Origin of the sequence: Tabrizicola sp., assembly GCF_031377265.1 — a bacterium.
Taxonomy (GTDB): Bacteria; Pseudomonadota; Alphaproteobacteria; order Rhodobacterales; family Rhodobacteraceae; genus JAUYQR01.
Genome location: NZ_JANMET010000063.1, coordinates 1 through 19,750, shown reverse-complemented (window position 1 = coordinate 19,750; position 19,750 = coordinate 1). Strand labels below are relative to the sequence as shown.

The window sequence follows — 19,750 nt, the reverse complement described above, 5'->3', positions numbered from 1 at the left end:
CGGCTTGTTTCAAACCGAATATTCATTCATTATATTGCTATGCCGCGCACCAAGACCATTCCCGATGCCACGATCTTTTCCGCCATCCGCCAGTTGCTGGCCGAAGGCGGCGAAAAGGCGGTGTCCTTTTCGACCGTTGCCAACAGCACCGGCCTTGCGGCACCCACCCTGGTGCAGCGCTATGGGTCGCGTGACGGCATGGTCAAGGCAGCACTGCTGGCCGCTTGGGATGCGATTGACGCCGCCACCGATGCGGCCATAGCCGCCACCGCCGATAAGGGGCCACAGGCCTTGCTGAAGGCGCTGGATGTCGGCGCGAAGCCTCTCGACGGCAGGGACGAAGAGCTCCGGCTGCGCGCAGCACGCTGGCGCGCAGCGGTGGAATCCTCACTGTCGCTGCGTGTGGGCAGTGGCGAAAAGGGGCGCGAGACAGCGTCGCTTTTGTTTGCAGTCTGGCAAGGTCAGCAGCTTTGGGCCGCGGCGGGTGGCCGCGGCTTTCGTCTGAAAGACGCGATCAAGCGGCTTACCTGACGTAAGTTTTCCACAACCAGATCAATAACATCGCGCCCAGGACCGCGCCAATGAACCCTGCGGCCCAACCGGTCAGCATGATCAGCGCGCGCAGCACGAACCCGCCGATCAGCGCGCCGAACACGCCAATGGCAACCGTTGTCGGCACGTCAGTGTTCAGTTTCATCAGCCGTGTCGCCAGAAACCCGGCAGCGGCACCGATGATCATCAAGGCTATGAGCGGCATGGGCGGCCCTCCATTTCCACACTGATATGGGGGGCCCGTAAGGCGTTGTGAATGGGTCAGATGTCATTGGCCCGCATCGCCTCAGCGATCCGCGCGAAATCGGCGGCGCTGACTGGGCGCAGGCCATAGCGGAACGCCATCCCCCAACTGGTCAGCCCGCGCGTCAGATCCAGCTTGTCCAGCAGCGGGCGGATCGGTGCGGGTGGTGCCTCGGCCCACGCAACCGCGCGCCGCCACGGTCGGAACCCGTTGTCCATGATGCCCACCCAAGGCTCGCCGATCGCCACCCGCCCAATGGCGGTGAAGGCTTGCATGGCGGCCCCGTCAGGGTAAGTCTCGCGCGGGGAATAGATCACCACACCGTCGCCTGGACGCATCTTCAACAATGGTGCCGATTTTCCGTGCCCGGCCTGCACGATCCCCTCACGCCGACCAATGGCCGCGTGATCCGCCGACGCCGTTACCACCCAGAATTTTACGTCAGTCATCCGAACCTCCTGTTCCATGTGGTCAGGATAGGACCCGGCTCCTGTCAGAACCTGTCAGGACAGAACCGCCGACAAAGCAAACCCACGCAGGAACTCCTCCGGCGCCATCGCGCGTTTACCCTCGCGTTGCGCCAGCGTAATCTCCACCGCGCCGGTGCCACAAGCGACCACCATTCCACCCAGAACCTGCCCCGGCGCCCCAGCCCCCTCGGCCAAGCGCGAGCGCAGCAGCTTCACCCGCTCGCCCGCCACCTCGCACCAGGCACCGGGAAACGGCGACAGCCCCCGGATCAGCCGGTCCACCTCGACCGCTGGGCGCGACCAGTTCACCCGCGCCTCTGCCTTGTCGATCTTGGCGGCGTAAGTGACCCCCTCGGCAGGCTGCGGCACGGCGGGCAAAGGCAACTGCGCCAGCGCCTGAATGATCAGCCGCGCCCCCATCGCGCTGAGGCGGTCATGCAGGTCTGCGGTCGTCTCCTCCGCTCGGATCGCCGTCGCCTCGCGCAGCAAAACCGGCCCGGTATCCAGCCCCGCTTCCATCTGCATAATGCAGACGCCGGTTTCGGCGTCCCCCGCCATGATCGCGCGGTGAATCGGAGCAGCGCCCCGCCAGCGCGGCAGCAATGACGCGTGGATGTTCAGGCAACCAAGGCGCGGCGCATCCAGCACCGCCTGCGGCAGGATCAGCCCATAAGCCACCACGACCGCGACATCCGCTTGCAGCGCAGCGAATTCCTTCGCTGCATCTTCGCTGCGCAGCGAAACCGGATGCCGCACCTCCAATCCCAACGCCTCGGCCTGCGCCTGAACCGGACTGGGCCGATCGGCCTTGCCGCGCCCTGCGGGTCGTGGCGGTTGGCAGTAAACACCGACGATTTCATGGTGTTGATGTAGCGCTTTCAGCACCGGGACCGAGAACTCCGGCGTGCCCATGAAAACGATTTTCATTTGACGCGCCTCAGCTTGTCTGCCCGTGCGATCAGCATCTTCCGCTTCAACGGTGACAGCTGGTCAAAATACATCTTGCCCGCCAGATGGTCGATCTGATGCTGCACTGACGTGGCCCAGAGGTTGATGAAATCCCGCTCCTCGATCACCCCCTCGGCGTTCAGAAACCGCACCGTCACGGCGCGGGGCCGCTTGATCACCGCCGACACGCCGGGCAGGTTTGGACTGGCCTCCTCATGCTCGCGCAACTGCCCGCTGGCATGCAGCACCTCGGGATTGGCCATCCGCACCGCCTGCCCCCTGCTGTCCGAACAATCCACCACCGCCAGCCGCAAGGGCACGCCGATCTGCACCGCCGCCAGCCCATAGCCCGGCATCGCGTCCATCACCTCGATCATATCCGCCCACAGGGCGCGCACTTCATCGGTGATCTGCGCCACGTCCGCCGCCACAGTCCGCAGCACGGCATGTGGCCAGGGGATGCACACCCTCATGCCAACACCCCGGCCAACGCCGTGGCCCGCGCGTCCGACGACAAGCGGTCCAGCGTCACGATGCCGTCCAGATGGTCCAACTCGTGCTGCGCGCAGACTGCCGCAAAGCCCTCCAGCAGCGCCTCGACCCGCACCCCGTCAAGCCCCGTCCATCGCAGCCGCAGCGCCCGCGACCGTTCAACCTCGGCCACGACGCCAGGGATCGACAGGCAGCCCTCCGGCCCCAAGGCCAACTCGTCCGACAGCCACAGAACCTCCGGGTTTATCAGCACCATCGGATCGGCCGGCCCGTCCTTCCAGGCCACGTCCATCACGAACAGCCGCCGCATCGCCCCCACCTGCGGCGCAGACAGCCCCCGGCCCGGTGCTGCATACATCGTCTCCAGCATATCCGCCGCCAAGGCACGCAGATCGTCATCCAGTACCGCAGGCAGACAGGGCTGCGACAGACGCGGGTCGGGCCAGCGCAAGATGGGCAGAAGCATCCGGAATACCTCAGTTGTCAGCCCCGGCGCATAGCGGTATCAGGGTCGAAAGTCACCCCCAAGCATTGCACGAGAGGCAAGATGAAACGCCTTGCCCTGATCGCCCTTCTCGCCAGCCCGGCCGTTGCCGATCGCGCGATCACCGTGCAGCTTCCCGACGATGCGAAGATCGCCGAGGCGGCGACAGCCGGGTTTCTGTCCGAACTTGCGCTGGCCGAAGTGGTCGGCGTCAACTGCCCTGACTATCGGCTGACCAAGGGTGAGGCAGAGTTGATCAGCGGCACGGTGGATCTGGTGGCCGACATTTTTGACCTCAACCCGGAAACTCGGGCGCAAAACGTCTACGGCCCTGCGTTCGCACTCCTCGACCAGCCCGGCACCTGCGATACGGAGGGCCCGAAGATCGCGCCGCTGGTCGAGAAATTGAAGGCGATGGGCGGCGGCACCGATCCGCTCGGCTGACCGTCAGCGCACTGTCAACTCGCGCGCCCGCTCCCGCTTCAGCTTTTCCATCTTGCGGGTGATCATCTGGCGCTTCAGCGGGCCGAGATAATCGATGAACAGCTTGCCATCCAGATGGTCGATCTCGTGCTGCACGCAGGTCGCCCAGATGCCCGCAAACTGGCGCTCCTGCTCGACCCCGTGCAGATCGGTCCAACGGACCTGAACCTCGGCGGGCCGCTTTACATCGGCATACTGATCCGGGATCGACAGGCACCCCTCCTCGTAGACCGTCTGGTCTTCCGACGCCCAGATCACAGCCGGATTGATCAGCACCATCGGTTCGGGCGTTCCCTCCTTGATGCAATCCATCACCAGCACGCGCCGCATCACCCCGACCTGCGGTGCCGCGAGGCCGATACCCGGCGCGTCATACATCGTTTCCAGCATATCGGCGGCCAGTTGCCGCACCTCTCCCGTAATCTCGGTGACCGGATCACAGAGCTTCTTGAGGCGCGGGTCGGGATGGATCAGGATAGAGCGGATCATCGCAGCGATTTACGAAAGCATCCGCCGTGACGCAAGGGGGACAAGACGGGTTGATTGAAACACATGCAGAGGCACGATTGTTCTGCAATTCTCCGCATTATCAGCACTCTGTTCTAAGATAGAATGAAGAATCAGAATGACATTCCACTATTCCTCCAATATCCGAAATAAAAGCAACAGCCTGAAAGCCCGCCATGACCTTTGATACCCCTGTAAACCGTATCGGCACCCACTGCAGCAAATGGGACATGCTGGAAACACTCTACGGAATGCCGCCTGACGAGAGCCTCGCCATGTGGGTCGCCGACATGGAATTCCGCCCGCCGCAGGTGATCCAGACCGCGCTGGAAAAGATGCTGGCGCATGGTGTCTATGGCTATTTCGGCGACGACAGCAAGTATCTCGACGCAATCCGCTGGTGGATGCAGACCCGGCACGGCTGGCAGGTGGCGCGTGACCACATCTTCACCACCCACGGCCTCGTCAACGGCACCGCCATGTGCATCGACACATTTTCTGCGCCCGGTGACGGCATCGTGCTGATGACCCCGGTCTACCATGCTTTCGCCCGCATCATCAAAGCCGCCGACCGGCAGGTAATTGAATGCCAGTTGACCAACACCGATGGCCACCTGACGATCGATTTCGCCGCCTGGGACGCGCAAATGACCGGCGTGGAGAAGATGTTCATCCTCTGCTCGCCGCACAATCCCGGCGGGCGGGTCTGGACGGCGGATGAACTGCGCGGCGTCGCCGACTTCTGCGTCCGCCATGACCTGATCCTCGTCTCCGACGAGATCCACCACGATCTCGTCTACCCCGGCCAACGCCATATCGTGATGGCGAACGCGGCGCCGGACATCGCCGACCGGCTGGTGATGATGACGGCCACCACCAAAACCTTCAACATCGCCGGTGCCCATGCTGGCAACGTGATCATCGCCGATCCCAAACTGCGCGCCTGTTTTGCAAAGCGGATGAACGCCATGGGCATCTCCCCCAATTCCTTCGGCCTGCACATGGCGACCGCCGCCTATTCCCCCGAAGGCGCCGCCTGGGTCGATGATCTGATGCGCTACCTTGACGGCAACCGCCGCCTCTTTGACGCAGCGGTCACTGCAATCCCCGGCCTTCGTTCGATGCCGCTTCAGGCGACCTACCTCGCCTGGGTTGATTTCTCGGGCACCGGCATGGCCCCTGCCGAATTCATCGCCCGGGTGGAAAAGACCGCCAAGATCGCCACCAACCACGGTGCCAGCTTTGGCAAAGGCGGCGACAGCTTCCTGCGGTTCAACATCGCCGCCCCGCGCGCCCAGGTGGCCGAGGCAGTCGCCCGGCTGCAAAAGGCCTTCGCCGATCTGCAATGAAACGGCTGCTGACGCTTCTTCTGCTGATCGCGGTGCTGGGCCTCGGCCTCGCCGCGATCTGGTTGCGCCCTCTGGCACCGCCGCCACCGCTGCCCCCGATCCAGGGCAGCATCGACCTGATCGTGATCAACAAATCCGCCCGCCGGATGCAACTGTTCCAGAATGGCCAGCCGCTGCGCACCTACCGTATCGCCCTTGGCTTCACACCCAGCGGCGACAAGGTCGCCCAGAGCGATGGCCGCACGCCCGAAGGCCGCTTCACCATCAACCGGCGCAACGCTGACAGCGCCTATCACCTGTCGCTCGGCCTCGATTACCCGCAAGCCGAAGATCGCGCCCGCGCGGCGGCGGCTGGCTACAATCCCGGCGGCGATATCTTCATCCACGGTCAGCCAAACGCGCTGCCGGACGGCTTCATCGTCAAAGGCGACTGGACGGCCGGCTGCATCGCCCTGACCAACGCCGAGATGCAGCAAATCTGGCAGGTGACGCCCATCGGTACCGCAGTGGAAATCCGCCCCTGACCTTGCTCTTTGCAAAAATACTCAAAAAAGCCGGAGCCAAGCGGCCCTGGCCGCGCCGGCGACACGAAAACCATGCGGCGGCACGCCGCTCCGCCTGAAAGCCGGCGGCTACATGCGCGGCAGATAGCCGACTGGCGCAGACTCGTCGCGCCAGAAATCCAGCGCCGCCTTGCCGGTCACCGCGGTCGCACGCTTGAAATCGCAGACCAACTCGCCGTTTTCGATGCTGGTCGCCATGATCAGGCACTGAAAGATGTGGCGCGACCCGTCATAGATATCGACCAGCCCGCGCAGCTTTCCCGGTGACATGTCGGCATCCAGTGCAAAACCGTCATGCCAGAACCGCAGCACCGGATACACCGCCTCGCCGACCTGCACCCGCAGCCGCGACTTGTTGCGCTGTTCCCGCTTGCGCGCGGCCTCCAGCCCGTCACGGACTTCTTTTGGCAGAAACTCCAGCATCGCCATTCCCCCGCAGTGCAGATCTAAATTCTGAAACAAATCGCAATAAAATCAAGCTGCCACACAGCTGTTGCCAATTTGTGAAGGTCACGTGTCGCTAAAGTCGCACCCGGTTTCGCCCTAGGATTGCAATCCACTGTGGCAACAGCGCATTTGGGGTTTCTGCAGGCCCCGCGACAGGAACAGGCTGCGAATCAGTCGGAAGGGCGCTAAAGCCACGCGATGATCCTCGTTTCCGCCATGATCCTTGACGCTCTGTTCGGTGAACCAAAGCTGATCTGGGATCGCATCCCGCATCCCGCAGTGGTGATGGGCCGCCTGATTGCGGCACTTGAGGCCCGCCTGAACCGGGGCGAAGGCCGCCGCCTGAAGGGTGCTGCGATGACCGCCGGCCTCGCATTCGGCGCGATGCTCGCGGGCTGGCTGATCCACCTGATCCCCGACCACGGTATCCTTGAGGCCCTTCTCGTCGCCATCCTTCTGGCGCAGCGCAGCCTTGTCGATCACGTGCGCGCCGTGGCCACCGGCCTGCGCCGTTCGCTGGCAGAAGGTCGCGCGACCGTGGCGATGATCGTCGGCCGCGACACCGCCGCGATGCGCGAACCTGACGTCGCCCGCGCCGCCATCGAAAGTGCCGCCGAAAACCTCTCTGACGGCGTGGTGGCACCGGTGTTCTGGTACCTGCTGCTCGGCCTGCCCGGCATCCTGATGTACAAACTGGCCAACACCGCCGACAGCATGGTCGGCCACATGTCCCCCCGCTACCGCGAATTCGGCTGGGCTTCGGCCCGGTTTGACGACCTTCTGAACCTGATCCCCGCGCGCCTGACCGCCGTCCTCATCGCGCTGACGCACGGCTGGGTCGACGCCACGCCCATCCTGCGCGACGCGCCAAAGCATCGCAGCCCGAATGCAGGCTGGCCCGAGGCTGCCCTCGCCCCGGTTCTCAACGTGGCCCTTTCCGGGCCGCGCAGCTATGACGGCGCGATGAAGGACTTTCCATGGGTCTGGCCCGAAGGCCGCCGCGACCCCGGCGCCCCCGATATCGACGCCGCCTGCGCCGCGCTGTGGCGCGCCTGGGGTGCACTGCTGGCAATTGCCACGCTCACAGCGCTCTTCTAGTCTTTTACCGGAGGTTTTCATGCGTGCCGCCCTTGTCGCCATTGCCCTGGCCAGCCCTGCCGCCGCCGCACCCTGCGGTGGCGATTTCGCGGCATTTCTCACCACCATGCAAGACGAGGCGATGGCAGCAGGCCAGCCCGCTGACACCGTGAAAGCCTTTTTCAAGGCCGCCGCGCCTGACCCGAAAGTCCTCAAGGCCGACCGCAACCAAGGCGTCTTCCGCAAGACCTTTCTCGATTTCTCGCAATCGCTGATCTCAAAGCAGCGCCTCGCCACCGCCCAGACGAAATCTGCCGATCTTGACGCGATCTTCACCCGCGCCGAGGCCGAGTTTGGCGTCAGTCGCGGCATCCTCCTCGCCTTTTGGGCGTTCGAGACGGATTTCGGCCAGGTCCAGGGCGATTTCAACACCCGCAACGCGCTGCTGACCCTCGCACATGATTGCCGCCGGCCCGAGATGTTTCAGCCGCAGGTTCTCGCCGCGCTGGAGCTGTATCGGCTGAACGAGTTCGACCTCGCCACCACCGGCGCCTGGGCGGGCGAGATCGGCATGGTGCAGATGCTGCCGAAAGACATTCTTGAACGTGGGGTAGATGGCGATGGCGACGGGCTGGTCACGCTGAAAACCTCGGTCGAAGACGCGCTGCTGTCTGGCGCACGGATGCTGCAGCACCACGGGTGGCGCGCTCGTGAACCGTGGTTGACCGAGATCACCTTGCCTGATGGCTTCGATTGGGCGAAGACCGGCCTAGACACCACACTGCCGGTGCAGGATTGGGCCGCTCTCGGCGTTGCCGCGCGCATTGGTGCGCTGCCCTCCGGCCTGCCTGCCTCGGTCTTGCTGCCGCAGGGTCGCAACGGCCCGGCCTTCCTCGTCTATCCGAACTACCGCGTGCTTTTTGAATGGAACAAAAGCTTCATCTACGTCACCACCGCCGCCTATTTCGCCACCCGCATCGAAGGGGCCTCCGCCTATGCTGCGGGCACCCCCGACGCAGCACTCAGCCTGGAACAGATGATGGCGCTGCAGGAAAAGCTTGCCGCCCTTGGCCATGAGGTCGGCAAGATTGACGGAATTCTTGGGGCGGGCACCCGCGCGGCGGTGCAAAAGGAACAGTCCCGCCTTGGCCAACCCGCCGATGGCTGGCCGACGGTGGCCCTTCTGGACGCGCTCTGATGGTATCCTGGGCACTTGTCGCCACGGTGAAAGCGCCCGCGCCGCAGATCCTTGCCTTTGTGGCCCAGCATCTGTCGCTTGGTGCCGCAGAGATCACCCTTTGCTTCGACGACCCGGAAGACCCCGCCTTTGCCATCATCGCGGCCCTGCCCCGTGTGACCGCGATCCGCTGCACTGACGCCTATTGGCAGTCCCACGGCGGGCGGCACGACCGGCATCAGAACCGTCAGGCCCGCAACGCCAGGGTGGCACAGAAATGCTGCACGCATGACTGGCTGGGCCATCTGGATGTAGACGAATTCCTGTGCCCCACCCGCCCCCTGGCCGACATCCTGGGCGCGCAAGACGCCAAGACCATAGCGATCCGGATGGAACCGTTCGAAGCGATGCACGACCCGTCCCTGCCTGACGACATCTTTACCGCCCGGCAGTTCCGCGGCCCGTTGCGCGACACCCACGCCGATCTGCGCCGCCCAGTGCTGGGGCCTTACCGGTCGATCCTGCCCAAGGGCAATCTCAGCCACGCTGCGGGAAAATCCTTCTGCCGGCCTGCAGCACCGGGTGTAGCGCTTCGCCTGCACGGCGTCTTTCTGCAGGGCGAGCGGATGGCCGTACCCTTCCACCCGGATGTGCCCCTGCTGCATTTTCACGCGCAGGACCGCAAGGCCTGGCTTGCCGCACTGCCGTTCCGGCTGACCCGTGGTGCGTATCAATACCACCCGGCACTGCAATCGCATCTTGCCGGGGCGGCGGATGACGTGATTCAGCGCCTGTATGACGGCACCCAGATCCTCACCGCCGAAACCGCCGCGCTGCTGCAATCTGCAGGCCGGCTGATCACCGCTGATCTGGCCTGCGCGCCAAGGTGGCGGCTTTGCAAAAGGGCACCCTCGCATGACGCCGACCATGGCAGACCTGATGGCAGCCCTGCCGCACATCCTTGCCGCGCCAAAAGACAAGGGGCCGATCACCCAGCTGTGCACCCGCCCGATGCGCAACCACCGCGCTTTCCCGCCGGCCCTCACCGTCACCTGCGCCAGCGGCATTCCGGGGGAACGCTGGCTGACCGAACCCTGGCTGCGTCTGCCCGACGGCAGCCCTGACCCCGACATCCAGATCTCGGTGCTTGCCGCGCGCGTGCTGGGTCTGGTCTGGCGCGACGGCGAGGACATCCCGCATCCCGGTGATCCGATCGTGGCCGATCTTGACCTGACCGAGGCGAACCTGCCCACTGGCACCCTGCTACAGGCCGGCACAGCCGTCTTGCGCGTGTCACCCGTGTTCAATGACGGCTGCGTGAAATGGACTGCCCGCTATGGCCCCGAAGCCCGCGCCTGGATCACCGCCCCCGGCCACCGCGACCTGCGCCTGCGCGGCATCCTGTGCAGCGTCGAACAGGACGGCATCATCACCTTGCAAGACACCCTGACCATCCTGCACCGGGGGTAAGGCGCTGCCCAACTACGCCGTCACCGTGATATCTGAACGCCCGGCACCCGCTGCCAGGACCCCGCACCATCGCGGTGCCCAAGATCCTGCGCCCAGATGGCAAGGAAGATGACGGTCGTCAGGGCGATTATCGTATGCATGGCAAACCTCGGTCCGTGAATGTTCACGCCTCGTTCTGCCCGAATCAAGTTAACAGCCGGTTATCCCTACGCCCGTCTTCAGGCGACCATCGCCTCGGCCTTCTTCAGGTCCACGCTGACCAGCTGACTGACGCCCTGTTCCTGCATCGTTACCCCGAACAGCCGGTCCATCCGCGCCATCGTCACCGGATGGTGCGTGATGATCAGGAACCGGGTCTCGGTCCGCCGGGTCATTTCATCCAACAGATCGCAAAACCGCGTCACGTTGGCATCGTCCAGCGGCGCATCCACCTCGTCCAGCACGCAGATCGGTGCCGGGTTCGCCAGAAACACCCCGAAGATCAGCGCCAGCGCCGTCAGCGTCTGCTCGCCGCCTGACAGCAGGCTCAGCACGGCCAGCTTTTTGCCCGGTGGCTGGCACATGATCTCCAGCCCCGCCTCCAACGGATCGTCACTTTCCACCAGCACCAGCCGTGCCTCGCCGCCGCCAAACAGATGCGTGAACAGGGTCGCGAAATTCGCGTTCACCTGCTCGAACGCCGTCAGCAGCCGCTCGCGGCCCTCTTTGTTCAGGCCGGAAATCCCCGCGCGCAGCTTCTTCACCGCCTCTTCCAGATCGGCCTTCTCAGCCGCCAGCGCATCATATTCCGCCTCTACCGCCTTGGCGTCTTCCTCTGCCCGCAGGTTCACCGCCCCCAACGCTTCGCGCTGGCGTTTCAGCCGGCCCACGTCAGCCTCAAGGTGGTCGGCATCCGGCATCTTGTCTGCGTCCACTCGCAAGGACGCGAACAACTCGTCCGGTGTCCGGTCATCCTCCTCGCGGATGCGTTCCGCCGCCAGCGCCACGCCCTCGCGCGCGGCGTCCAGCCGCGCTTCGGCCCGGGCCCGCGCCTCGCGCGCCTCGCCCGCCTGGCGCTCTGCATCGCGCTCGGCCGTCTGCGCCTCGCGCAAGGCCGCTTCTGCCGCCGCCAGTGCATCCGCCGCCAGCCGCCGCCGCGCCTCGGCACCCGCCATCGCGTCGGCCAACTCTTCGCGCCGCGCTGCAATCTCTTCCGGGGCCTCGGTCGCTTCGGCCAATTCCTCCTCGGTCTCGGCCCGCCGCTCGGTCAACTCGGCAATCCGCCGCTCTGCCGTTTCCAGCCGGTGCTTCCAGCCCGACAGCTCCTTCACTGCCTCCTGCCGCCGCCGCACCCGCGCCTCGCCTTCGCGGCGCACCTCGTCTTGCGAGGACCGCCGCGTCAGCATGGCAATCCGCGCCGCCTCAACGGCGAATTTCGCCGCCTCAACCGCGCCGCGTGCCGCGTCCAGATCACCCAGATCGGCCATCGCCCCCTCGGCCTCGCGCAACCGCGCACGCGCCGCCATCGCCTCGTCCTCGAACCGCGCAACCGCCAGCGTCGCCGCCTCCAGCTTGCCCCCGGCGATCGACCGGTCGGCCTCGGCCCGCGCCGCCGCCCGGTTCGCCTCGGTCACCCGGCCATCCGCCGCGCGCCGTGCGTCCCGCGCGCGCTGATCCACCGCCGCCAGTTCCGCCAACCGCGTCTGCAACGCCTCATGTGCATGGCGCGCACCATCGGCCCGCGCCGCCACCTCATCCAGATCGCGCTTCAGCTGCACCAACCGGTTCAACTGCTGCAGCCGCAGCGCCGCCGCCGATGGCGCATCCTCGGCCCCCGCGCGGAACCCGTCCCAGCGCCACAGATCGCCCTCGACACTGACCAGCCGCTGACCGGGCTGCAGATCGGCCTGCAACACAAACCCCTGCTCGCGGCTGACCAGCCCGATCTGGCTCAAGCGGCGCGCCAGCACCGCCGGCCCCCGCACTTCCGACCCCAACGGCACCGCGCCAGCAGGCAAAGCCTGCGGCACCGCATAAGCCTCCAGCCGTGCCCAGCCCGACCGCGCGCCACCCTCCACCTCGGGGCTGCGCAGATCATCGGCCAAGGCCGCGCCCAGCGCCTTTTCAAATCCCGGCGTCACCACCAGCTTGTCCAAAAGCTGATGCCCCGCCTGCGCTTCGCGTTCCACCAGCCGCGCCAGTGCCGCCACTTCGGCGCGCAAGGCATTCGCCTCGCCCTCGGCAGACGACCGCGCCGCCCGCGCCTCGGCCTCACGGCCCTGCGTCTCGGCCCGCGCCACCTCGGCCTCGACCAGCACCGCTTCTGTCGCCTCGGCCAAGGCCGCCGCCGCTTCTTGCGCGTCCTCCGCCGCGGCATAGGCCTCGGCCGCCGCCTCCAGCGCCTCTCCTGCTGCAGCCACCGTCTCGCGGGCCCGCAAAGCCTCGCCCTCGGCCCGCTCCAGCGTCGCCCGCGTGTCGCCCAGCATCCGCTGCGCCGACTGGTGCCGTGCGGCCAGCCGTGCGGCATCTTCCGTCGCTTGCGACAGCACGGTTTCCCGGTCGCTCAGGATCGCCCCCGCCTCGCGCGCGGCTTCCATTGCCTCGGCCAGCTTTTCCTCGTGGCCCTCATGGGCGCGGGCCAATTGCTCCACTTCCCACTCCAGCCGCTCGATCACCTCGCCCGCATCGCGGTTCAGTCCGGCCTCGCGCTCCATGTCGCGCGACAACTGCTCCACCCGGCCCCGCAGCGTGTCGATCATCGCCCGGGCGCGCGTTTCCTGATCGCCCAGCGCGTCCCGCTGCAACCCCAGCCGCTGCAGCACCGCGCTGGCAATCGCCTCCTCTTCGCGCAAGCGGGGCAAGGCCGCATCTGCCGCCTCGCGCACCGCACCGGCACTGCGTGCCCCAGCCTCCGCCTGCCCCGCCGCGATCAGCCGCTCGCGCAACGCCCCCTCAGCCACGCCCCGCGCCGCATCCGCCTCGCGCCAGCGCCGCCACAGCAGCATGCCTTCCGACTTGCGCAGCTCCTCGCCGATCTCACGGTATCGCGCCGCCTGCTTGGCCTGCCGGATCAGCACGCTCAACTGCTGGGCCAAGGCTTCCAGCACATCATCCACCCGAAGCAGGTTCTGTTCCGTCCCGGCCAGCTTCAGCTCGGCCTCGTGCCGCCGCGCGTAAAGGCCGCTGATCCCCGCCGCCTCTTCCAGGATCCGCCGCCGCGCCTTGGGCTTGGCATTGATCAGCTCCGAAATCTGCCCCTGCCGCACCAGCGCCGGGCTGGCCGACCCGGTGGAGGCATCGGCGAACAGCATCTGCACATCCCGCGCCCGCACTTCCCTGGTATTGGCCCGGTAGGCAGACCCCGCATCCCGCGTGATCCGCCGCACGATCTCGATCTGATCCGCGTCGTTGAAGCCGCTTGGCGCCAGCCGGTCCTGGTTGTCAATCACCAGCGCCACTTCGGCGAAATGCCGCGCGCCACGCGTCGCGGCGCCGTTAAAGATCACGTCCTCCATCCCGCCGCCGCGCATCGCGGTGGGTCGGTTTTCCCCCATCACCCAGCGCAACGCTTCCAGAAGGTTGGATTTGCCGCAACCATTCGGTCCCACAACGCCCGTCAGACCCTCATGGATCACCAGATCCGTAGGGTCGACAAAGCTTTTGAAGCCGTTCAGGCGCAGTTTGGTCAGACGCAATGGAACCTCATGAGTCGCACCTGGCGATGTTCCCGCCCGACACCCACAGAGTCAACCCAAGCCCCCATCATCTGGCAAGCTCCGCCACCTTATCCCCAACATCTTGAGCGCCAACCCGACATTTGGCGCCTGATTCTCTCTTGCGCGCACCGCACCATCACGCTTTGCTGTACCGAAACCGGGAGGCCCCATGACCCCGCCCTTCACCGGACGCTGCCTTTGCGGCGCTGTCACCTACCGTTGCACCGAACCGCCGCTCTGGCAGGGCCACTGCCAGAGCGAAAGCTGCCGCCGCGCCACAGCCTCGCCCTTCACCTCGTTCTTCGGCATCCGCAACGGTGCCGGGGCATGGTCCGGCACACCCCCCGCGACCTATGCGTCCTCCCCCGGTGTCTGGCGTGACTTCTGCCCGACCTGCGGCACTCAGATGACTTACCGCGCCACCCGTTTCCCCGACGAAACCCACTTCTACGCCGCCACCCTTGATGACCCGACGCAATTCACCCCCGCCGGCCACTATCACGCTGATGAACGGCTGCCTTGGGTTCACCTCGCCGACGGCTTGCCACTGGAATGACGCCGGATCAACGCTTCGCGCCCGGTGACTGGTCGGCCCTTCAGCGCCTGATCCAGACCGACTTCGTCTCCATGACCAGCCGCAATGCAAAAGCCGCACCCTTCCGGATGCGGCTCTTTCAGGTCTGCAGGACGAAAGACCTATTCGATCTCGTTGGCGTTGTAGGACACCCACTTGCCGAATGGTGCCAGCGGGCGCGCCGTCTTGGTGCCGCCCAGCGTCATCTTCACGCCCACGTACAGCGTGCCGATCGTATCCCCAAAATCGTCCCCGGCGTCGTCATACGAGATGCGGTTGTAATCATAGCTGCCATAGACCGAAAGCTGGTCGCTGATCGCCCGCTCAAGGCCGATCTCGGCGTTGAGAATGGTATTGCTGAACTGGTCGTCGCCATACTTGCGGCCGCCTGCATAGCCGACAGACCCGGTCATCACAAAGTCGTTCGGCAGGTTGTAGACCAGCCCGGCGCGGACATAGGGCGCGCGCTGCGTGCCTTCGTCATATTCGTCAGTCGAGTCCAGATAACCAACCTCTCCAAAGATCGAACCGAAAGCCATCGCCCGCTCGGCCTCAATCCCCGCGAAGGTGTAGTACATGGCCGCATCGGAATCACCGAAGTCGTTGTGATCGCCATAGCCAAGGAACGCTCCGGCCGTGAACCCGCCAAAATCCCGCCGCAACCGCAGCGCCAGATCGCGCGAAAAACTCGTCGCGTCGTCTGTATCCAACGATGGGTCAGCACTGGAATAGTCGTTGCTGGTAAAGTCGATCTGCCCGGTCAAGCCATTGCCAATCGCGGTCGCAAAGCTCAGGCGGGTGCGCAGCGTGGTCCGGTCATCCTTACCGTCGATCCCCCCGTTGGATTCCAGACCCGGTCCGCCGTCGGCGTTATGCCAGTAGCCAAGGCCGAAATCACCTGAAAATCCGTAATCCTGCGCCATCGCCGGCGCTGCCGCGCCAAGTGCGGCGGCGAATAGTCCGAAAACTGCCTGTTTCATTGCTTCTTCCTTTGAAAAGATCGTCTCTAGTGTGACCAATCGCAAAAGCTCATACTCTCTCTGGCAATCACCTGAAAGGTCTTGCCGCACTTGCGCTGCGTTTGAAATAGCTCTTTTTTGAATACTGTGACATTGCCGCACTACTTCAAGGTTTTGCCCTTGTCCAATTTCGCCTGCCCCGCCGCCCTGACCTGATCCACCGTCTGCCCGGTCGTCAGCATTTGCCGGTCCAGCCGCAGCTCGATCACTGCGGGCTTGCCCGACGCAACTGCCCGCGCAAAGGCCGCCGAAAACGCGCCCTGCTCCTCAACCACCTCGCCATGCCCACCATAAGCCATTGCCAGGGCCGCAAAATCCGGGTTCACCAGATCGGTCCCTGATACCCGCCCGGGATACTCCCGCTCCTGATGCATCCGGATCGTGCCATACCGCCCGTTATTGGCCACGATCACGATCACCGCCGCACAATGCTGCACCGCCGTCGACATCTCGTTCAACGTCATCTGAAAACAGCCGTCGCCAGCCATGCAGACAACCATTCGCGCCGGGTGCGCAAGCTTTGCCGCAATTGCCGCCGGAAACCCATATCCCATTGACCCGGATGTTGGCGCCAATTGCGTTCCGTATTCTCGCAATCTTATATAACGATGCAGAAACGCCGCGTAATTTCCCGCCCCATTGGTTAAAATCGCATTTCGGGGCAGATTCTGCGACAGCCACCCCACCACCGCCTCCATCCGCACCGCGCCCGGCGTGGCCACCGGCACCTGCCAGCCCTCATAGTCCGCCCGCGCCTGCGCCGCCCACTCCCGCCACCGCCCTGCGAAAACTGGTGCCCGCGCCAAGGCCGCCACCATCACCGGGGCCGGCGCGCAAACCGAAACCTCCGGCCGGAACACCCGCCCCAACTCGTCCGCGTCAGCATGCACATGCACCAGTCGCGGTGGCCGTGCCGGATCAATCAGCTCATACCCGCCCGTCGCCACATCCCCCAGCCGCGACCCCAGCACCACCAGCAGATCCGCCGCCGCCAGCCGCGCCGCAAGCTTCGGGTTCGCCCCAACCCCCAGATCGCCGACATAGGCCGGACTGTCATTGTCCAGCCGGTCCTGCCGCCGGAAACTTACCGCCACCGGCAGGCCCCAGCCTTCCGCAAACCGCCGCAGATCCGCCGCTGCCGCCGCACTCCAGGCAGGCCCGCCCACCACCAGCAAGGGCCGCTCCGCCCCCCGGATCGCGCCCAGCACCGCCGCCACCTGCGCCTCCGACACCCCCGGCACCGGCGCCACGGGCGGGGGCAGATCCGCCACCTCGGCAAACGAACTCAGCATATCCTCCGGCAGCGCCAGCACCACCGGCCCCGGCCGCCCGCTCATCGCCACATGAAACGCGCGGGAGATATACTCCGGCAGCCGCTCTACCTGATCCACCTCGGCCGCCCACTTCGCCAGACCCCCGAAAACCCGGCGATAGTCCAGTTCCTGAAACGCCTCGCGGTCGCGGTGCCCGCGTGCAATCTGGCCCACGAACAGGATCATCGGTGTGCTGTCCTGCCGCGCGATATGCACCCCCGCCGCCGCATTGGTGGCCCCCGGCCCGCGCGTCACGAACGCCACCCCCGGCCGCCCGGTCAGCTTGCCCGTGGCCTCCGCCATCATCGCGGCAGCGCCCTCATGGCGGCAGACGATGTTGGGAATGCCCCGCTCATACAGCCCGTCCAGCGCCGCCAGAAAGCTCTCCCCCGGCACCGAAAACACCCGCTCCACCCCGTAAGCCGCCAGATGATCCGCCAGGATCTGCCCACCATGCCGCATCATTGCCGCCCCCCGCTTTGCCCAAACCCTGCGCCAGCCACGGCCCCCTTGCAACCCCGCCCCCAGCCGCTACTTTCTCGCCAACCCGGAAAGGCCCTCATGCTCACCCTCCTCGGCATCCCCGGCGCCCTGCGCGCCGCCTCCACCAACCGCCTTCTCCTGGCCGAGGCGCGCCGCGCTTTTGGCGACGCAATCCACACCGAGGCCGACCTGCGCCTGCCGCTCTACGACGGCGATCTTGAGGCCACTCACGGCATCCCGCCCGAGGTTCAAACCCTCGCCGACCAGATCGCCGCCGCCGATGCCATCGTGATCAGCACGCCGGAATACAACAAATCCGTCCCCGGCGTTTTGAAGAACGCGCTCGACTGGGTCAGCCGCACCAAGGGCGGCCCCTGGCGCGACAAGCCAGTGGCGATCCTTTCCGCCGCCGATGGCCGGGGTGGCGGCGACCGCTCGCAATTTGCGCTGCGCCTTTGCCTCGTGCCGTTCCGCCCGCGCGTGCTGCCCGGCCCCGAGGTGATGGTGGCTGACGCCAGCCACGCCTTCGACGCCGACGGCCACCTCAAGGACGAGCGCTACCAGAAGGCGCTTGCCGAACTCATGCACCTCCTGCGGGCCGAGGCGGATCGGCCCTAGCTCCCCACAACCCCCGCCCATCCGGTCACCCGCCAGTCGCCGGCGCAACGCTCCACACGACGACAATCGTCGCGCCACACCCCGAACCTCCCACCTGCGGCCAAAGCGGACAGGCCGGGCTCGTACTGCGCAACCTGAACCCTTCCTCTTCGCCAAATATCCTCGGGGGGTGAGCCCGGAACGGGCGAGGGGGCGGAAGGCCCCCTAAAGCGACGCCTCAACCGCAAACTCCGCCGGGATCAGATAGCACCCCTCCAGCACCAGATCGGCCATCACTTCCGCCACTTTCGGCGCCATCCCGAAGCCGATCTTGAACCCCCCATTCGCCACATAATGCCCCGCCCGGCCCGGCCAGACGCCCAGCATCGGCGCCCGGCTTCGCGCCCGTGGCCGCACCCCGGCCCAGCGCTCCACCACCTCCGTCCCGGCCAGCACCGGCACCGCCGCCACCGCCTTGGCCACCAACGCCTCCAGCGCAGCGTCGGTCCCCATATCCGTCCAGACCGCCTCGCTCGTCGATCCGATGGCCACCGTCCCGTCGCCATGCGGCACGATGTGCAGCCCATCGACGAACAGCTGCGCCATCTCCCCCGCCTCATACCGCAGCGCCGCAGCTTGCCCCTTCACCCCGCCGCCCACCACACGCCCCAACCCCGCCGACAGCGCCTCCAGCCCCGCCAGCCCGGTAGCATGCACCACCGCACCCGCCTCCTCGGCCTCTCCGGTGACCTCACCGCCATAGGCCCGCACCGCCGCCGCCAATGCGGCCAAACCCGCCCTCGGCGCAATCCGCGCGCTCAGCGTGTCGCGCACCACAAAGCCCGTGGGCGACACCGGCTCCCAGCCGCCCGCCGCCCGCTCCACCCGCCACTCCGCCGCCCCGCCCCACAGGGCCGCCGCCGTTACCGCGCGCGCCCGCGCCACCTCCACCGCCCGCGCATCCGCCAAGGGCTGCACCCGGCCTGACCGCAGATACCCCGTCGCCAGACCGGACGCCTCTGCCACCGCCTGCCACCAGCCCTCGGCCAGCAGCAGGCTCTCCAGCTGGAACTGCTTCTTCGCGTTCCACGCCTCCGGCACATGCGGCGCCAGCGCGCCCACGATCCCGCCCGAAGACCCCGCACCCACCCCGTGCGGATCGATCACCCGCACCCGCGCCCCGCGCCGCGCACAGGCGAAGGCCACCGACAGCCCGAAGATCCCCGCCCCCCGCACCGTCACATCGAACCTCGGCACGCCAACCCTTGCCATCGCAGCCGCCCTCGCCCATTCCTGCCCCAAACGGGGTACCCACATGCCGGCCACGATACAACCCGACCTTGATTGGCGCGACGGCATCATCCCCGTCTCCCGCGCCTTCGATGACCCCTACTTCTCCCTCGCCGGCGGCCTTGCCGAAACCCGCCACGTCTTCCTGCAAGGCAACCGCCTGCCTGATCGGTTCCGCGACGGCTTCCACATCGCCGAGCTTGGCTTTGGCACCGGCCTCAACCTGATGGCCACCCTCCTCGCCCATACCGGCCCCGGCCACCTGCACTACACCAGCTTTGAGGCCTTCCCGATGCCCGCCCAAGACATCGCCCGCGCGCTGCAAGCATTCCCCGAGACTACAGAAATCGCGCAACCCTTGCTCATCCAATGGTCTGCAGGCCAGTCCACCCTGCACTTCCCGAACCTGACCGCCACCATCATCCTCGGCGACGCCCGCGAAACCCTGCCCCGCTGGCAAGGCCAAACCGACGCCTGGTTCCTCGACGGCTTCTCCCCCGCCAAGAACCCCGAGCT

21 protein-coding genes and 1 pseudogene are annotated in these 19,750 nt (G+C 66.2%); 11 read left to right on the top strand and 11 right to left on the bottom strand.

Annotated elements, in window-relative coordinates; translation table 11 throughout:
• Positions 1–39 precede the first annotated feature (39 nt).
• The gene (locus tag RMO18_RS03545; protein ID WP_309663944.1) at positions 40–531 is read left to right on the top strand and encodes a TetR family transcriptional regulator; all 492 of its coding nucleotides are present in this window, start codon (positions 40–42) and stop codon (positions 529–531) included.
• Here the strand turns inward: RMO18_RS03545 and RMO18_RS03540 are convergent.
• Genes RMO18_RS03540 through def (RMO18_RS03520) form a run of 5 tightly spaced genes read right to left on the bottom strand, consistent with a single transcriptional unit; the run spans position 524 to position 3,172 of the window.
• Positions 524–757, bottom strand: a complete 234-nt coding sequence (locus RMO18_RS03540) for a GlsB/YeaQ/YmgE family stress response membrane protein (protein ID WP_309663943.1) — start codon at positions 755–757, stop codon at positions 524–526. The two genes, RMO18_RS03545 and RMO18_RS03540, sit on opposite strands and share 8 nt — an antisense overlap.
• 56 nt (positions 758–813) lie before the next feature.
• Positions 814–1,245 carry an EVE domain-containing protein gene (locus RMO18_RS03535; RefSeq protein ID WP_309663942.1) on the bottom strand — a complete coding sequence of 144 codons (432 nt, stop codon included), beginning with the start codon at positions 1,243–1,245 and terminating at the stop codon, positions 814–816.
• Between the two features lie 54 nt (positions 1,246–1,299).
• The gene (gene fmt, locus RMO18_RS03530) at positions 1,300–2,193 is read right to left on the bottom strand and encodes a methionyl-tRNA formyltransferase (RefSeq protein ID WP_309663941.1); all 894 of its coding nucleotides are present in this window, start codon (positions 2,191–2,193) and stop codon (positions 1,300–1,302) included.
• Positions 2,190–2,687: a peptide deformylase gene (def, locus tag RMO18_RS03525; RefSeq protein ID WP_309663940.1), complete on the bottom strand. Its 498-nt coding sequence runs from the start codon at positions 2,685–2,687 to the stop codon at positions 2,190–2,192. The genes fmt and def (RMO18_RS03525) overlap by 4 nt, the downstream gene beginning before the upstream one ends.
• Entirely contained in the window at positions 2,684–3,172 is a 489-nt protein-coding gene (gene def, locus RMO18_RS03520; protein ID WP_309663939.1) for a peptide deformylase, read from the bottom strand. The genes def (RMO18_RS03525) and def (RMO18_RS03520) overlap by 4 nt, the downstream gene beginning before the upstream one ends.
• 81 nt (positions 3,173–3,253) lie before the next feature.
• Here def (RMO18_RS03520) and RMO18_RS03515 point away from each other — a divergent pair, with 81 nt between their 5' ends.
• Positions 3,254–3,634, top strand: coding sequence for a hypothetical protein (locus tag RMO18_RS03515; protein WP_309663938.1), 381 nt, complete (start codon positions 3,254–3,256; stop codon positions 3,632–3,634).
• Positions 3,635–3,637: 3 nt separating this feature from the next.
• Here RMO18_RS03515 and def (RMO18_RS03510) read toward each other — a convergent pair whose 3' ends face one another.
• Positions 3,638–4,162, bottom strand: a complete 525-nt coding sequence (gene def, locus RMO18_RS03510; RefSeq protein ID WP_309663937.1) for a peptide deformylase — start codon at positions 4,160–4,162, stop codon at positions 3,638–3,640.
• Between the two features lie 194 nt (positions 4,163–4,356).
• Here def (RMO18_RS03510) and RMO18_RS03505 point away from each other — a divergent pair, with 194 nt between their 5' ends.
• Positions 4,357–5,529 (top strand): MalY/PatB family protein, encoded by a 1,173-nt coding sequence (locus RMO18_RS03505; protein ID WP_309663936.1) that lies wholly within the window; start codon positions 4,357–4,359, stop codon positions 5,527–5,529.
• On the top strand, positions 5,526–6,053 hold the full coding sequence (locus RMO18_RS03500) for a L,D-transpeptidase family protein (RefSeq protein ID WP_309663935.1): 528 nt from the start codon (positions 5,526–5,528) through the stop codon (positions 6,051–6,053). The genes RMO18_RS03505 and RMO18_RS03500 overlap by 4 nt, the downstream gene beginning before the upstream one ends.
• Before the next feature lie 108 nt (positions 6,054–6,161).
• On the opposite strand, the gene RMO18_RS03495 is transcribed toward RMO18_RS03500, so the two are convergent.
• Complete coding sequence (locus RMO18_RS03495) at positions 6,162–6,515, bottom strand: hypothetical protein (RefSeq protein WP_309663934.1); 354 nt, start codon at positions 6,513–6,515, stop codon at positions 6,162–6,164.
• Between the two features lie 222 nt (positions 6,516–6,737).
• Here RMO18_RS03495 and cbiB point away from each other — a divergent pair, with 222 nt between their 5' ends.
• The 4 genes and pseudogenes from cbiB (at position 6,738) to RMO18_RS03475 (ending at position 10,263) form a co-directional block, all read left to right on the top strand.
• Positions 6,738–7,637 carry an adenosylcobinamide-phosphate synthase CbiB gene (gene cbiB / locus RMO18_RS03490; protein ID WP_309663933.1) on the top strand — a complete coding sequence of 300 codons (900 nt, stop codon included), beginning with the start codon at positions 6,738–6,740 and terminating at the stop codon, positions 7,635–7,637.
• A gap of 19 nt (positions 7,638–7,656) precedes the next feature.
• Positions 7,657–8,814, top strand: coding sequence for a lytic murein transglycosylase (locus RMO18_RS03485; RefSeq protein ID WP_309663932.1), 1,158 nt, complete (start codon positions 7,657–7,659; stop codon positions 8,812–8,814).
• Positions 8,814–9,113 (top strand): annotated as a pseudogene (locus RMO18_RS03480) (glycosyltransferase family 2 protein); the annotation flags it as partial. The gene RMO18_RS03485 and the pseudogene RMO18_RS03480, both read left to right, overlap by 1 nt.
• Before the next feature lie 607 nt (positions 9,114–9,720).
• Entirely contained in the window at positions 9,721–10,263 is a 543-nt protein-coding gene (locus RMO18_RS03475) for a hypothetical protein (protein WP_309663931.1), read from the top strand.
• A gap of 218 nt (positions 10,264–10,481) precedes the next feature.
• On the opposite strand, the gene smc is transcribed toward RMO18_RS03475, so the two are convergent.
• Positions 10,482–13,937: a chromosome segregation protein SMC gene (gene smc / locus RMO18_RS03470; protein WP_309663930.1), complete on the bottom strand. Its 3,456-nt coding sequence runs from the start codon at positions 13,935–13,937 to the stop codon at positions 10,482–10,484.
• Positions 13,938–14,127: 190 nt separating this feature from the next.
• On the opposite strand from smc, the gene RMO18_RS03465 reads away from it, so the two are divergent.
• Complete coding sequence (locus RMO18_RS03465; protein ID WP_309663929.1) at positions 14,128–14,514, top strand: GFA family protein; 387 nt, start codon at positions 14,128–14,130, stop codon at positions 14,512–14,514.
• A 140-nt stretch (positions 14,515–14,654) separates the two neighbouring features.
• Here RMO18_RS03465 and RMO18_RS03460 read toward each other — a convergent pair whose 3' ends face one another.
• Entirely contained in the window at positions 14,655–15,512 is an 858-nt protein-coding gene (locus RMO18_RS03460) for an autotransporter outer membrane beta-barrel domain-containing protein (protein ID WP_309663928.1), read from the bottom strand.
• A gap of 140 nt (positions 15,513–15,652) precedes the next feature.
• Positions 15,653–17,326 (bottom strand): thiamine pyrophosphate-binding protein, encoded by a 1,674-nt coding sequence (locus RMO18_RS03455; RefSeq protein WP_309663972.1) that lies wholly within the window; start codon positions 17,324–17,326, stop codon positions 15,653–15,655.
• Positions 17,327–17,425: 99 nt separating this feature from the next.
• Between RMO18_RS03455 and RMO18_RS03450 the strand changes: the two genes are divergently transcribed.
• Complete coding sequence (locus tag RMO18_RS03450) at positions 17,426–17,965, top strand: NAD(P)H-dependent oxidoreductase (protein ID WP_309663927.1); 540 nt, start codon at positions 17,426–17,428, stop codon at positions 17,963–17,965.
• A 204-nt stretch (positions 17,966–18,169) separates the two neighbouring features.
• Here RMO18_RS03450 and RMO18_RS03445 read toward each other — a convergent pair whose 3' ends face one another.
• Positions 18,170–19,216, bottom strand: coding sequence for an NAD(P)/FAD-dependent oxidoreductase (locus RMO18_RS03445; RefSeq protein WP_405053997.1), 1,047 nt, complete (start codon positions 19,214–19,216; stop codon positions 18,170–18,172).
• A gap of 43 nt (positions 19,217–19,259) precedes the next feature.
• Here RMO18_RS03445 and mnmD point away from each other — a divergent pair.
• Positions 19,260–19,750 (top strand): tRNA (5-methylaminomethyl-2-thiouridine)(34)-methyltransferase MnmD (gene mnmD, locus RMO18_RS03440; protein WP_309663926.1); only part of this gene is annotated, 491 nt, incomplete at its 3' end.